At 66.2% G+C, this 14,454-nt stretch carries 12 protein-coding genes and 1 tRNA gene; 6 read left to right on the plus strand and 7 right to left on the minus strand.

The window, feature by feature from the left end; genetic code table 11:
• Positions 1-62 precede the first annotated feature (62 nt).
• Positions 63-139 (plus strand) — tRNA-Pro (locus ACHL_RS15985).
• A 168-nt stretch (positions 140-307) separates the two neighbouring features.
• Here ACHL_RS15985 and ACHL_RS15990 read toward each other — a convergent pair.
• Positions 308-532 (minus strand): hypothetical protein, encoded by a 225-nt coding sequence (locus tag ACHL_RS15990; protein ID WP_015938339.1) that lies wholly within the window; start codon positions 530-532, stop codon positions 308-310.
• 133 nt (positions 533-665) lie between these two features.
• Here ACHL_RS15990 and ACHL_RS15995 point away from each other — a divergent pair, with 133 nt between their 5' ends.
• Positions 666-1,931, plus strand: coding sequence for a helix-turn-helix domain-containing protein (locus tag ACHL_RS15995; RefSeq protein WP_015938340.1), 1,266 nt, complete (start codon positions 666-668; stop codon positions 1,929-1,931).
• Positions 1,932-1,970: 39 nt separating this feature from the next.
• Here ACHL_RS15995 and ACHL_RS16000 read toward each other — a convergent pair whose 3' ends face one another.
• Positions 1,971-2,912 carry a phosphoribosylaminoimidazolesuccinocarboxamide synthase gene (locus tag ACHL_RS16000; protein WP_015938341.1) on the minus strand — a complete coding sequence of 314 codons (942 nt, stop codon included), beginning with the start codon at positions 2,910-2,912 and terminating at the stop codon, positions 1,971-1,973.
• A 1-nt stretch (position 2,913) separates the two neighbouring features.
• Positions 2,914-4,230 (minus strand): phosphoribosylamine--glycine ligase, encoded by a 1,317-nt coding sequence (gene purD / locus ACHL_RS16005; protein WP_015938342.1) that lies wholly within the window; start codon positions 4,228-4,230, stop codon positions 2,914-2,916.
• A gap of 96 nt (positions 4,231-4,326) precedes the next feature.
• Here purD and ACHL_RS16010 point away from each other — a divergent pair, with 96 nt between their 5' ends.
• The 3 genes from ACHL_RS16010 (at position 4,327) to ACHL_RS16020 (ending at position 7,428) form a co-directional block, all read left to right on the plus strand.
• Positions 4,327-5,913, plus strand: coding sequence for a molybdopterin-dependent oxidoreductase (locus tag ACHL_RS16010; RefSeq protein ID WP_015938343.1), 1,587 nt, complete (start codon positions 4,327-4,329; stop codon positions 5,911-5,913).
• A 47-nt stretch (positions 5,914-5,960) separates the two neighbouring features.
• A complete protein-coding gene (locus ACHL_RS16015) occupies positions 5,961-6,977 on the plus strand; it encodes an asparaginase (protein WP_015938344.1) in 1,017 nt (338 codons plus the stop codon).
• 73 nt (positions 6,978-7,050) lie between these two features.
• Positions 7,051-7,428: a sterol carrier family protein gene (locus ACHL_RS16020; protein WP_015938345.1), complete on the plus strand. Its 378-nt coding sequence runs from the start codon at positions 7,051-7,053 to the stop codon at positions 7,426-7,428.
• Here ACHL_RS16020 and ACHL_RS16025 read toward each other — a convergent pair.
• The 4 genes from ACHL_RS16025 to ACHL_RS16040 all read right to left on the minus strand — a co-directional run bounded on the left by ACHL_RS16025 (position 7,425) and on the right by ACHL_RS16040 (position 11,297).
• Positions 7,425-8,081, minus strand: a complete 657-nt coding sequence (locus tag ACHL_RS16025; RefSeq protein ID WP_015938346.1) for a Pr6Pr family membrane protein — start codon at positions 8,079-8,081, stop codon at positions 7,425-7,427. The genes ACHL_RS16020 and ACHL_RS16025 overlap by 4 nt on opposite strands.
• A 34-nt stretch (positions 8,082-8,115) precedes the next feature.
• Positions 8,116-8,889, minus strand: coding sequence for an SDR family oxidoreductase (locus tag ACHL_RS16030; protein ID WP_015938347.1), 774 nt, complete (start codon positions 8,887-8,889; stop codon positions 8,116-8,118).
• 14 nt (positions 8,890-8,903) lie between these two features.
• Complete coding sequence (locus ACHL_RS16035; RefSeq protein WP_015938348.1) at positions 8,904-9,662, minus strand: aspartate/glutamate racemase family protein; 759 nt, start codon at positions 9,660-9,662, stop codon at positions 8,904-8,906.
• 66 nt (positions 9,663-9,728) lie between these two features.
• A complete protein-coding gene (locus ACHL_RS16040; protein ID WP_015938349.1) occupies positions 9,729-11,297 on the minus strand; it encodes an NCS1 family nucleobase:cation symporter-1 in 1,569 nt (522 codons plus the stop codon).
• A gap of 329 nt (positions 11,298-11,626) precedes the next feature.
• Here ACHL_RS16040 and aceE point away from each other — a divergent pair, with 329 nt between their 5' ends.
• Positions 11,627-14,389: a pyruvate dehydrogenase (acetyl-transferring), homodimeric type gene (gene aceE, locus ACHL_RS16045; RefSeq protein WP_015938350.1), complete on the plus strand. Its 2,763-nt coding sequence runs from the start codon at positions 11,627-11,629 to the stop codon at positions 14,387-14,389.
• The last annotated feature ends 65 nt before the right edge of the window (positions 14,390-14,454 follow it).

Consider the following 14,454-nt stretch of genomic DNA (forward strand, 5'->3'; position numbering starts at 1 on the left):
CACGATTTCGCATCGGGACCCAGCATCGGCTATTCTTGTAAAGTTGCTTTTGGGCAACGGATCGGGATGTGGCGCAGCTTGGTAGCGCGCGTCGTTCGGGACGACGAGGTCGCAGGTTCAAATCCTGTCATCCCGACCAGTAACAGAAGAGGGCCTCCTTGCGGAGGCCCTCTTCTGCTTTATCCGCCGCGTCACCCAGCGGCGAAGACGCCCCGCACGAGGCCGGGGCAGGGCGGCGCCGGATTAAAGGAAACAGCCCCGGAGCGATGCTCCGGGGCTGTCCTCGCCTCCTGGGTTGAGGAAGCTGTTACATCGGGTCCGGCCAGTTGCCAACGTACGTGGTGTACGTGGTACCGGAAGTGTCCTTCTTGGTGTCCTTGACCTTCTTGGACATCGGGTCCGGCCAGTTGCCAACGGCTACCGAAGTACCCGTGGAATCAGCAATGGAACCGGTGGACAGTACGGCCGGAGCCGCAGCAGAAAAAGCAAGGGCACCGGCCAGCGCAGCCGCTGTTGCGATCTTCTTCAACATAAATAGGTTCCTCAATACGAGTCGGATTCGTTACAAAGCCAGCACTGTCCTTGTTGACATACATTGTAAAATGTTTTCCACAGGGACTGTCAAGCATTTGGTGGAAAGACTGTCCGGAAGAGGAGGAAACGCCGTGGGCAACGGATTCGGGGAGAAGCTCCGCGCGGAGCGTCTCGAACGGGGGCTGACGCAGGCTGAACTGGGCAAGGACCTGTATTCACCCAGCTACATCTCACTGCTCGAAACCGGCCGGAGGGAACCCACGGCCGAAGTGATCGAGGAGCTGGCACGCAGGCTGGAGCTGGCACCCAAGGCACTGGAAGCCTGGAGCCAGCCGATTTCGGTCAGCGATGCCGAATACGTCCTGGCCGGCCTGTACGCCCGGCAGGCCTGGGACCTGCGGGACTATCCGCTGGCCGCCAGCCACGCCGCCACAGCCGCGCAGATCGCGCTGGATGGCAGGAACACCAGCGCCTGGTGGAACATGACCTACATGCAGGCGGAATGCCTGATCAAGCAGGGCAACTGGCAGGAATGCCAGCGCATCATGCAGCACCTCCTGGAGCACCCCATGGCCACCGAATCGGCCGGCCTCGCCGTCCGTGCCCGCCAGATGCTCGCCGGTATCTGCCAGGGCCAGGGCCAGCTCGGCGCCGCGGTGGACCATGCCTTGGAAGCCGTCAAACTCTGCGCACAGCTGCCTAAGGGCTCCACCCTCATCATCGGCGCACACCGGGCCCTGATCGGCGCCCTCGCGGAGAGCGGCCGGCTGGATGAGGCCTGGAAGTACTGCCAGGACATGAATGACCAAGTGGATGAACACTCCATGTCGCAGCTGGCCGGCGAGGTTGCCTGGGTGATTGGCAACGTGGCCTTCATGCGCCACGACTACCAGGAGGGCATCAAGCACCACGAGCGCGCAGCCCGCCTGCTCTCCCCCGCGAACGACATCGAACTGTGGGCACGGTTCAACAAGGCCTCCGCCGCCGTACGGCTCTCCTCGGGGATCGTGGAACCGGAAACCCTGTCATCCATCGAGCGCGCCGAGCTGGCCCTGTCCATCGTGGGCGGCAACAAGTCGGACCAACTGGAGGTTGCCTTCATCCGCGCCCGGTGGCTGTACCTGACCGGGGACATTGTGGCCGCCGTGGAAAAGCTCCGCGAAATTCATGGCGAAAGGGCCTCACTGGCCAAACACACCGCTGGCGAGGTTTCGCTCCTGCTGGGCAAGTCCCTCAAGGCCGCCGGTGAGTCGGAGGAAGCCCTGATCCACCTCCAGGAAGCGCAGAAGGCCTTCAGTGCCGCAGGTGCGGCGGACCGCGTCCAGCAGGCACTGGACGCGGTCCTGGAGATCAAGCTGGCCCAGAGGCGGGCCGCCAACGCTGCGAAGGCCAGCTAGCGCAGCAGCACTAAGCCGGCGGGAACAGCTGGGGCCCTGTCAGGCGAAAGTCCTGCCCGTGATCTTCTCGTACGCCTCCACGTAGCGGCTGCGGGTGCGGTCCACCACTTCGGCCGGCAGCGCCGGCGGCGGCGTATCCGAGGCCTTGTCCCAGCCGGACTCGGCGGACGTCAGCCAGTCGCGGACGTACTGCTTGTCGTAGGACGGCTGGGCCTGGCCCGGCTGATAGGTGGCGGCATCCCAGAAGCGTGAGGAGTCCGGCGTCAGCACCTCGTCACCCAGCGTGATGGAACCGGAGACGGCGTCATAGCCGAATTCCACCTTGGTGTCGGCCAGGATGATGCCACGCTCGCGGGCAATCTTCTCCGCGGTGGTGTAGATCTTCAGGGTCAGTTCGCTGAGCCGGGCCGCGATGTCGTCGCCCACCAGCGCCACCACGGCGTCGTAGGTGATGTTTTCATCGTGCTCGCCCACAGCGGCCTTCGCCGACGGCGTGAAAATGGCGTGCTCCAGCCGGGAACCGTCCACCAGCCCGTCCGGGAGCGGGATGTTGCAGACAGTGCCGGACGCCCGGTATTCCAGCAGCCCGGACCCTGTGAGGTAGCCGCGGGCGATGCATTCCACCGGGAACATGTCCAGCTTCTTGCAGATCATGGCCCTGCCCTCGACCTCGGCGGGGACGCCGTCTTCGACAGTGGAGCCCAGGACGTGGTGCTCCACGCCCAACTGTTCGAACCACCACAGGCTCAGCTGGGTAAGGATGCGGCCCTTGTCCGGGATTTCGCTGGAGAGCACATGGTCGTAGGCGCTGATCCTGTCGCTGGCCACCACCAGCACGCAGTCCTGGCCCACGCGCTCCTTGACGGACTCATCGGCGGGCTCATACAGGTCGCGGACCTTGCCCGAGTAGACGTGGGTCCAGCCCGGCAGGTCCAGGGTGCTGGCACTGTTAAAGCCGCGGGATGCGGGATTTTCGCTCATGCTAGGCCTTCGCTTTCGTGATGGGCAGCGCACCCGTGGCGGCGTACGGCACCTTGATTTCGCCGCGGGCAGCCTTGCGGCCAATGTCGCTGCGGAACTGTCCGCCGTCCAGCTGGACCAGCTCCACGCCGTCGTAGGCGCGTTCGCGCGCCTCCACCAGGTCACTGCCCAGGGCGACCACCGCCAGGACGCGCCCGCCGGCGGAAACTACCTTGCCGTCGTCGTCCAGCGCCGTTCCGGCGTGGATGACGTGCACGCCGTCCAAGGCCTCGGCCTTCTTCAGGCCGCGGATCCGGTCCCCGGCGCGCGGAGTGTCGGGGTAGTTTTCGGACGCGACGACGACGGCGACAGCGGTCTCCTTCGCCCAGCGCAACTCTTCCGCGGTGTCCAGTTCGCCCTTGGCGGCGGAGAGCAGCAAAGAGCCGAGCGGTGTCTTCAGCCGCGCCAGGACGGCCTGGGTCTCAGGGTCTCCGAAGCGGACGTTGAATTCGATGACCCGTGTGCCGCGTGAGGTCAGCGCCAGGCCGACGAACAGGACGCCGACGAAAGGCGTGCCGCGGCGGGCCATCTCGTTGACGGTGGGCTGGGCCACGCGGTCGATGACTTCCTGGACGAGGCCTTCGGGGGCCCATTCCAGCGGGGTGTAAGCGCCCATGCCGCCGGTGTTGGGGCCTTCGTCGTTGTCGAAGATGCGCTTGAAGTCCTGGGCGGGCGAAAGCGCCACCGTGTTGTGCCCGTCGCAGAGGACGAAGAGGGATACCTCGGGGCCGTCGAGGAATTCCTCGATCACCACGGAACCGCCGGCGTCGAAGCAGGACTGCGCGTGCGCCAGAGCTTCGTCGCGGTTCCGGGTGACCACCACTCCCTTGCCGGCGGCCAGGCCGTCGTCCTTGACCACGTAGGGCGCGCCGAAGGTGTCCAGTGCGGATGCGGCCTCTTCGGCGGTGGTGGCCACCAGGGCCATGGCCGTGGGCACACCTGCCTCAGCCATGATCTCCTTGGCGAACGCCTTGGACGCTTCGAGCTGCGCTGCGGCCTTGCTGGGGCCGAACACGGGAATGCCTGCCTCACGGACAGCATCGGAAACGCCTGCAGCCAGCGGGGCTTCGGGGCCCACCACCACGAGGTCGACCGCCAGCTTGGTGGCCAGCTTCGCGACGGCGTCGGGATCGTTGCCGTTGATCTTGTGTGTGGGGACCAGCTTGCTGATGCCGGCGTTACCGGGTGCTGCATGGACCTCGGACACGTTGGGGTCGGCGAGCAGGGAGCGGACAATGGCGTGTTCGCGGCCTCCGGGGCCGATGACGAGTACCTTCACAGTCTCCAAGCGTACTTTGTGGACCCTGCCCGCTCCTAAGCTGTGTCCTTGCCTCCCGCTGCCATCCGCGGGGCGGTCCCGCTCCGAACACCTGCCATGACAACGCTACGGAACCGCCTCACTGGACCCGCTCCCCTGGCTGCGCTGGCAGGTGTGGTGGCTGCCGCCGTCGTACTGGCCGTGGCGGAGCTGCTCGGCGCCTTCTTCACCGCCCGCGCCACACCGCTCTTTGCCCTTGGCTCCACCTTCATTGATTTCACTCCGGGGTGGCTGAAGGATTTTGCCATCGCCACGTTCGGCACCAATGACAAGGCGGCCCTGTTCGTGGGCATGGGCCTGACCATCACCGTCCTGGCCTGCGTTTTGGGTATTGTGGCGTTCCGCAATTGGGCCTTGGGCGTCCTGGGCGTCCTGTTCATGGGCGCGGTGATCGTGGCGTGCGTGGTGACCCGCGCGGGTGTTTCGGCCGTTGATGCCATCCCCGCCGTCCTGGGAACCCTCGCGGGTGTTGCGGTGCTCCGTTTCCTGGTGAACCGGGTACAGGCCCTGAAGGCCTGGCCCGAGGCGCCGGCAGACCTGGCGTACGACGCCGACGCACGGGTTAGGGACGAAGGCAGCAGCCGCCGGCGGTTCTTTGCCGCGGCCGGGATCACCGCTGTTGCGGCCGGCGTCGCAGCCACGGGAGGCCGGTTGCTCGGTGCCGCGCGCAGCAACATCGCCAAGGCACGCGAAGCGCTCCAGCTCCCCACACCGGCAACGGCCGCCCCGCCCATTCCGGCCGGCGTCCAGTCGCCCGTGGACGGGGCTCCGCCCTGGGTGACCCCCAACAACGACTTCTACCGCATCGACACCGCCTTGAGCGTTCCCGAAATCAACGCTGACGACTGGGAACTGAGGGTCCACGGCCTGGTGGAACAAGAGGTGCGCCTGACGTTCCAGGACCTGCTCGACGCCGACCTCATCGAATCGCATGTGACGCTCACCTGCGTCTCGAACCCGGTGGGCGGGAACCTGGCCGGCAACGCGAAGTGGCTGGGGCTGCCGCTCCGGGAGGTGCTGAAGCGGGCCAAGCCCAAGGACGGCGCCGACATGGTCCTCTCCACCTCCATCGACGGCTTCAGTGCGTCCACACCCCTGGAAGTGCTGCAGGACGGCAGGGACGCCATGCTGGCCATCGGCATGAACGGCGAGCCGCTGCCCCTGGAGCATGGCTACCCGGTGCGGATGGTGGTTCCGGGCCTGTACGGGTTCGTCTCCGCCACCAAGTGGGTGGTGGACCTGGAGGTCACCCGGTTCGCGGACAGCAAGGCGTACTGGACCGAGCGCGGCTGGTCAGAACGCGGCCCCATCAAGACCATGGCGCGGGTTGACGTGCCCAAGTCCTTCGCCAAGGTCCCCGCCGGGAAGGTTGCCGTGGGCGGCACCGCCTGGGCCCAGACCCGGGGCATCACCAAAGTGGAAATCCAGATCGACAACGCGGACTGGGTGGAGGCCACGCTGTCCACCGAGGCCTCCCTGGTGACCTGGCGGCAGTGGTCCTACGAATGGGATGCCACGCCGGGTCCCCACTACATCAAGGTCCGCGCCACGGACGGCACGGGCGAAGTGCAGACGGAGCAGCGCGCGGACCCCGTCCCGGACGGCGCCTCGGGCTGGCAGTCGGTGATGGTCACGGTGGAGTGACGCCGCGTCGGCCGGTCCCGTCCGGGGGTTCCCCCTAGACTGGCAGCATGCCGCACAATCCCCACGCCACCTTTACCGTGGACTCCGCCGTCGAACTGGCCGTGATCGAGCGCAGCGGCTTTGTGGAGTCCCGGCACATCGGCTCGGCTGTCCTTCTTTCCGCTGACGGATCCGTGGTGACGGAGCTGGGCGACATCAACACCCCTATCTACGCGAGGTCGGCCCTCAAGCCGTTCCAGGCCCTTGCCTCCATGCAGTCCGGCGTCCCGCTGCGGGGCGCCCAAGTGGCCATTGCCTGCGGCAGCCACACGGGTTCACTGGACCACATGGACGTGGTGGCCGGAATGCTGAAGGCCGCCGGTGTGCGGGAGGACCAGCTGCAGTGCCCCGAAGCGTGGCCGCAGGACGAAACGGCGCGGAACTGGCTGGTCCGCTCCGAGAAGGGCAAATCCCGGCTGGCCTTCAACTGTTCCGGCAAGCACGCCGCGTTCCTCTGGGCCTGCACCGAAAATGGCTGGGACACGCACAGCTACCTTGAGCCGAACCATCCGCTGCAGCAGCGGGTGCGGAGCGTCATCGAGGAATACACCGGCGAGAAGATCGCGCACCTGGGCATCGATGGCTGCGGCGCCCCGGTGGCGGCCCTGTCCCTGAAGGGGCTGGCACGGGGGTACTCCCTCCTGGCCAAGGCCCCAGGCGACCAAAGCTCCAACGCCCGCGCCGCCACGATTGCCACGTCCATGCTCGATTACCCATGGGCGGTGCAGGGCCGCGGCGAGGCGAACACCCTGGTGATGGATGAGCTGGAGGTCATCGCCAAGATCGGTGCGGAGGGCGTGCTTGCCATGGCCACCCCGCAGGGCGTCTCGGTGGCCGTCAAGATCCTCGACGGGAACCTGCGAGCCACCTCCCTGGTGGCGCTGACGCTGCTGGCCGCTGCCGGTGCCGTCGAAATCCCGGGCGTGGCCAGCGTCCTTGAAAAGGTAGTGGAGCCCGTGCTGGGCGGCGGCCACCCCGTGGGCAGGATCCGCCTGGGCCCGGCGGTTTCCGCGCTCCTGGACTGAGCAACCCACTCTGAGCGACCCGCACTCAGCGAACCGCACTGACCGTACCGCTACCGGAACGAAGGATGGAAACATGGCAACCGCCCGCCGCCGCGTCGATGTGAAGGAAGGCAAAGCGGCCCTGGACGCGTGGCTGGAAGCGGCCCGGTCGCCGTCGGACGCTCCGCTCCCCAGGCCAGTCCTGGCCACTGCCGTGCGCTATACCTTGGAGGAAGTCACGGCCCGCGCGCCGGGCAACTCCGTGGAGGTCCGGGTGCCGCCCTTTGGCGTCACCCAGTGCGTTGAAGGGCCGCGCCACACCCGCGGCACACCGCCGAACGTCATCGAGTGCGACGCTGCCACCTGGCTTGCGATGGTCACAGGCGGGCTCGCCTGGGCGGACGCTGTCGAGGCAGGCAAGGTGGCCGCCTCCGGGCTCCGCGCGGATCTCTCGGCGCTCCTGCCTCTCTAGGGCTTCGCCGGCTGTTCCGCCGGGATACTGGCGGGACGCGGCACCGAATTCTGCAAGCGCGTGGACAGTGCGGCCACGGCGGCGAAGGCAAACGCCCCGACGGCGATCAGCAGGGACATCACCGCAACGGTGTCGTAGCCGGAGCTGCGGGGATCCAGGAACGGGTAGGGGTACCAGCCCACCACCGGGCCGCGGAGCAGGCTGTACACGAGGTAGAGCAGCGGAAACGCCAGCCACACCAGGGAGGTCCGGACGGGGATCCGCTCCCTGGGCAGGTCCACCAGCCAGTCGATCACCATGACGGTGGGCACGGTGTAATGCAGGACGACGTTGACCCACGGGATGGGGGTGTTGACGTCGATGTCGCTCAACAGCAGGCTGTAGGTGATGCCGGTGATGGTCATATACACGGTGGCGGCACCCCGCAGGAGCTCCAGCCAGCGTGGGCTGGCGCCCTGCCACGCGTACCAGCCGGCGATGCCCAGGGTCACGAAGGCGATGATGTTGGACTCGATGGTGAAGTAGCTGAAGTAGTTTCCGGCACTGGCCCCCGGAACGTTCTGCACCAGGTGCAGGAACTGGAAGAGCACCGCCACGAAGCCCAGCAGTGCGAACCAGAATCGGAAAAGAGCAAGCCCCCTGTTTGCGGTCATGAGCCGAGCATAGCCGCGCGCGGGCCCGGGCCGGTCAGCCGCGGCCGATGAAAGGCATGCCTGCAGCCGTTACCACCACGGAGCCCACGCTGGCCGACGCCGGCATGTTGGCCATCATCAGTACCGCACGGGCCGCGTCCGCCACGGGAAAAGTTGGTTCCACCCGACGGGTCCCGTCTGCCTGGAGCGCACCCGAGCCCACGCCGATGGTGTCCATGATCTCCGTGGCGGTGTTGCCGATATCGATCTGCCCGCAGGTGATTCCGAACCCGCGTCCGTCCAGTTCGATGCTCTTGGTCAGGCCCGACAGAGCGTGCTTGGTCACCGTGTAGGCAACGGTACGTGGCCGGGGTGAGTGGGCCGCGATGGACCCGTTGTTGATGATCCGGCCGCCCTGCGGTTCCTGCTGCTTCATGGCCCGCACCGCCGCCGCCGCGCACAGCATGGACCCGGTCAGGTTGACTGCCACGGTGGCGTTCCAGTCGTCCACGCTGATCTCGTCCACGCTCGCGGCGGGGCCAAACACCCCGGCGTTGTTGAACAGGACGTCCACCCGGCCCCAGCGCTGCACGGTGGCAGCGAAAAGGCGTTCGACGTCGTCCGGCCGGGAGACGTCACACGCCACCGTGAATGCGCCGGGATGGTCCGCCGCGGTTTCCTTGAGCGGCGCTTCCCGCCGTCCGGCCAGCACCACCTGGTACCCGTCGGCCAGCAGCTGGCGTGCCACCTCCCGCCCGATGCCGGAGCCGGCGCCGGTTACCACCGCCGTGCGTTTTGCCGGCTGTCCTTCCGAGTGGGAAATGCTCACAGGTGCTCCTTGTTCTACGGCTGCGTTTCCTGCAGCTGTGCTGCAGTGCCGGCACTGTTCAGCGGCCAGCCTAGGACGGTCTTGGGCCGGGGTGCAGCGTAGGTCCGGATCTTGGAGGTGGACAGCCGCATCCGCACCAGCGACTCCGCAATGGTGACGGCCGAGGCCACCCCGTCCACCACGGGGACTCCTGCACGCTGGCGGATCTGTTCGTCCAGCCCGGCCATCCCGCCGCAGCCCAGCACAATCACCTCCGCTTTGTCCTGGGTGACGGCCCGAATGGCCTCGCTGACGATCGCCTCCACGGCACGCTCGGGTTCTTCCTCGAGTTCGAGGACGGCCATGCCGCTGGCCCGGACCGAGGCGCACCGGGCGTCAAGGCCCGCGAGCTTGAGCCGGTCCTCGATGAGCGGTACGGCCCGGTCCAGCGTGGTCACCACCGAGTACTTGTGGCCCAGGAACATGGCAGTGCTTGCCGCGGCCTCGGTAATGTCCACCACCGGGACGTCCAGGAGTTCCTGCAGCCCCTCCCGGCCGTGCTCGCCGTAGCCGGCCTGGACCACAGCGTCGAATGGTTCCGGGTAGGACGTGACCGCGTCCATGACGGCGATGGCCGCAAGGTAGCTTTCGAAGTTCCCTTCACAGGAATCGGCGCCGAAGCGGGGCGTGATACCCACGATCTCCGTGCCCGGCGCAGCAACCGCACGGGCGGAGGCGGCGATGGATTCGGTCATGGACCCGGTGGTATTGACGTTGGCAACGAGGATGCGCATGGTGTTTTCCTTTGCGGGGCTGCTGCGGTGGGCGCTGTTGGTGGGGCGCTGTTGGGTGGGCGCTGGTCAGTGGGTGCTGGCGACGGCGATGGACTCGCCGTCGCGGTCTTCCAGCTGTTGCGTCCGGTCGGCGGCGAAGTAGTACACCGCCGCCGCGATGCTTGCGGCGAAGAACCAGGCGAAGGGTGCCACGGCGGCCAGTGCCGGAACGAAGGCGATGCACAGGGCCACGACGGCGGCCGGAACCATGGCAATGAGGGCCCGCGGGTTGACGCCGTTGCGGTAGTAGTAGGCGCCTTCGGGTGATGCGGTGTAGAGCTCCGGGACGTTGACCTTGCCGCGGCGGATCAGCCAGTAGTCGGCCATGACCACACCGAACAGCGGGCCGAGCAGCGCACCGAGGCCGCCCAGGAAGTACAGGATGACCAGGGGGTTGTTGTACAGGTTCCAGGGCAGGATCACCAGGCCGATGACGGCGCTGACGACGGCGGCCCGGCGGAAGTTGAGCCGCTTGGGGAACAGGTTGGTCAGGGCGTACACGGGGGCAACGAAGTTGGCCATCAGGTTGACGGCGATGGTGAGGATCAGCAGGGCGAGGCAGGCAAGGACCAGGAACAGGGTGTTCGGGATGGTCTGGACGATGTCCGACGGGCTCTGGATGATGGTGCCGTTGATCTTGAACTGTCCGCCGGCCATGACCACCACGATGGCGCCGAAGAGCAGCATGTTGATGGGGATGCCCCAGAAGTTGCCCCGCACCACGGCGTTCTTGGATACCGCGGACCGGGTGAAGTCGCAGAAGTTCAGGACGAACGTGCCGTAGATGGATACCCAGAGGGCGCCGCCGGCGAAGATGGTCCGCCACATGTCCAGCCCTTCCAGGGCGTTGTTGGACGACCAGGCGATGGACCCGCCCGCTTCCACGAAGATCCAGATGGCCATGGCTGCCATGGTGGCCAGGATGACGGGGCCGGCGAATGCTTCGTACTTGCGGATCATCTCCATGCCGAAGCTCACGATGACCAGCTGCACCACCCACAGGACCAGGAATGCGGCCCAGCCAAGGGTGGACAGCCCCAGGATGGAGTCCTTATCCAGGTCGGCGAGGGAGGGGAACATCGCCACGAGCATGACGCGGAACACCACGGAGGCGAGGTACGTCTGGATGCCGAACCAGGCCACTGCCACGGCGCCGCGGAGGAGGCTGGCGATCTGGGCTCCCCTGATGCCGAAGCTGATGCGGCTCATCACGGGAAAGGGAACACCGGTTTTGACGCCCATGAAGCCGGAGAGGGTCAGGAGTCCGAACAGCAGCGCCGCTCCGATGCCCAGGGCCAGGAGGATCTGCCAGCCGCCGAGGCCCAAGGCGAACAGGCCGATGGCGAAGGCGTAGTTTCCGAGGCTGTGCACATCGTTGGCCCACAGCGTGAAGATGCTGTAGCTGGTCCAGCTGCGGCCTTCACGCTTGGTGGGGGCAAGGTCCACGTTGTAAAGGGTGGGGCTGATGCTCTTGCCGGATGCTGCGCTTGCTGCTTCGCACAGGGCGTCAACGCTGACGGACGGATGGGTGGGAGCAACTGACGGCGTTGTCAGGTCCTGCGTCGTGTCCACGCCCGCCGGAGGAGGGGTCTGCATAGGGGGTCTCAATTCGTTGGGGCTTCCGGGGTGGTGAGTCCGACGGTGGAGATCAGTCCTGCTGGTCCCTGTCGTTTCTGTTATTCCACTCTGCGGAATCGAGATATTGAATAGTGAAAACAAGCGTATGACCTGGGTCACTAAGCGTCAAGGCAATGGCGATGGCCCAAGCAGTCACAAATGGTTGGAAGGGTGCCACCGGCGGCGTGACGTGCGTCCGGTGGAGGGCCACATTGACCCAGCGCGCATCACGCAGATAATCTCGTCATACAAGAATGTTTTCTCACAATACGAAAACATGGGCCATTCGATGATGAAAAGAGGCTCCCGTGGCTGCAGGAGAAGATACCTCCCATATCCTCAGCGGGTTGACTGACCAGCTGCCTGATCGTGATCCGGAAGAGACTGCGGAGTGGGTTGAGTCCCTGGATGCGTTGATCCGGGAACAGGGTACGGAGCGTGCCCAGTACATTATGCGGAGCCTGCTGCAGCGTGCGGGCGCGCAGAGTGTCGGGGTGCCGATGGTGACCACCACCGATTACGTGAACACGATCCCGGTGGACCAGGAAGCACCGTTCCCGGGCAACGAGGAATACGAGCGCCGGTACCGGGCGTACATGCGGTGGAACGCCGCGGTGATGGTGCACCGGGCGCAGCGGCCCGAGATCGGGGTGGGCGGACACATTTCCACCTACGCCGGTGCCGCGACCCTGTACGAGGTCGGCTTCAACCACTTCTTCCGCGGCAAGGACGCCCCCGGCGGCGGGGACCAGGTCTTCTTCCAGGGCCACGCCTCCCCCGGCATGTACGCCCGCGCGTTCATGGAAGGCCGCCTCACGGAGGAGGACCTGGACGGGTTCCGGCAGGAAAAGTCCCGGGCCGGCCACGCCCTGTCCTCCTACCCGCACCCGCGCCTGATGCCGGACTTCTGGGAGTTCCCCACCGTGTCCATGGGTATCGGCCCGATGAACGCGATCTACCAGGCCCAGTCCAACCGGTACCTGCACAACCGCGGCCTCAAAGACACCTCCGACCAGCAGGTCTGGGCGTTCCTGGGCGACGGCGAAATGGACGAGCCCGAATCCCGCGGCCTGCTCCAGCTCGCCGCGAACGAGAACCTGGACAACCTGAACTTCGTGATCAACTGCAACCTCCAGCGCCTCGACGGGCCGGTCCGGGGCAACGGAAAGATCATGCAGGAACTCGAAGCGTTCTTCCGCGGCGCGGGCTGGAACGTGATCAAGGTCGTCTGGGGCCGGGAATGGGATGACCTGCTCACCCGGGATACCAACGGGTCCCTGGTGAAAATCATGAACGAAACCCCCGACGGGGACTACCAGACCTACAAAGCCGAATCCGGCGGGTTCGTCCGCGAACACTTCTTCGGCAAGGACCCCGCCACCAAAGACATGGTCGCGGACCTCACCGATGACCAGATCTGGAACCTCAAACGCGGCGGCCACGACTACCGCAAGGTCTACGCAGCCTACAAAGCCGCCACCGAATTCAAGGGCAAACCCACCGTCATCCTCGCCAAAACCGTCAAAGGCTACGGACTCGGACCCAGGTTTGAAGGCCGGAATGCCACGCACCAGATGAAGAAGCTGACGGTGGAGGACCTCAAGGACTTCCGGGATTACCTCCGCATCCCCGTGTCAGATGAGCAACTGGACGCCGATCCCTACCGCCCTCCCTACTACCATCCGGGTGCTGACGCACCCGAGATCGCCTACCTCCACGAACGGCGGCGGCAGCTGGGTGGTTCGGTACCGGAACGCCGTTCGCGCCATGAGGCTGTCGAGTTGCCGGACGCGAAGTCCTACGAAACGGCCAGGCGCGGCTCGGGTAAGCAGCAGGCAGCCACCACCATGGCATTCGTCCGACTGCTCAAGGACCTGCTCCGCGACAAGAAGTTCGGGCACCGGATTGTTCCCATTGTGCCGGACGAATCCCGGACGTTCGGCATGGATGCGTTCTTCCCGACTGCGAAGATCTACAACCCGGGCGGCCAGAACTACCTCTCCGTGGACCGCGACCTGGTCCTGGCCTACAAGGAATCCCCCGCCGGCCAGCTCATCCACCCCGGCATCAACGAAGCCGGCGCCGTGGCAGCCTTCACCGCTGCCGGCACCGCCTACGCCACCCACGGCGTCCCCCTGGTCCCGGTCTACGTGTTCTACTCCATGTTCGGCTTCCAGCGCACCGGCGACGCCTTCTGGGCAGCCGCGGACCAAATGACCCGCGGCTTCATCGTCGGCGCCACCGCAGGACGGACCACCCTCACCGGCGAAGGCCTCCAACACGCCGACGGCCACTCCCCCCTCCTGGCATCAACGAACCCGGCAGTAGTCACCTACGACCCCGCCTACGGCTACGAAATGGGCCACATCATCCGCGACGGCCTCGAACGGATGTACGGGGAAAAGTCCGACGGCGGGACGGACGTTTCGCAGGACAAGAACCTGATGTACTATCTCACGGTCTACAACGAGCCCATCGTGCAGCCCGCCGAGCCGGAGAACCTGGATGTGCAGGGTGTCCTGGGCGGCATCCACCGGATCTCGGCGTCGGGCGTTGAAGGGCCAAAGGCGCAGATCCTGGCATCCGGCGTGTCCGTGCCCTGGGCCCTCGAAGCCCAGCGCATCCTCGCCGAGGACTGGTCCGTCTCCGCCGACGTCTGGTCCGTGACCTCCTGGAACGAACTCCGACGCGACGGCCTCGCCGCCGAAGAAGAAGCCTTCCTCAACCCCGAACAACCTGCCCGCAAGCCGTTCGTGGCGCAGCAGCTGGCGGACGCATCGGGCCCGGTTGTCGCCGTCTCCGACTACATGAAAGCCGTGCCGGACCAGATCCGGCAGTTCGTCCCGAACGAATACGCCACCCTCGGCGCCGACGGCTTTGGCTTCTCCGACACCCGCGCAGCAGCCCGCCGCTACTTCAAGAACGACACCCACTCCATCGTGGTGAAGGCGCTGCAGATGCTGGCGGCCAGGGGTGAGGTTGAGGCGGGAGCCCCCGCTTACGCCATGGACCGGTACAAGCTCCTGGACGTCAACGCCGGCACTACCGGTGGTGCGGGCGGCGACGCCTGACAAGGCGGTGCCTGATGGACCTCAAGGCGGCTGGGACAGTTTCCGAGGGAACTGTTCCGGCCGCC

The sequence above is a fragment of the Pseudarthrobacter chlorophenolicus A6 genome (genome assembly GCF_000022025.1).
Classification (GTDB): domain Bacteria; phylum Actinomycetota; class Actinomycetes; order Actinomycetales; family Micrococcaceae; genus Arthrobacter; species Arthrobacter chlorophenolicus.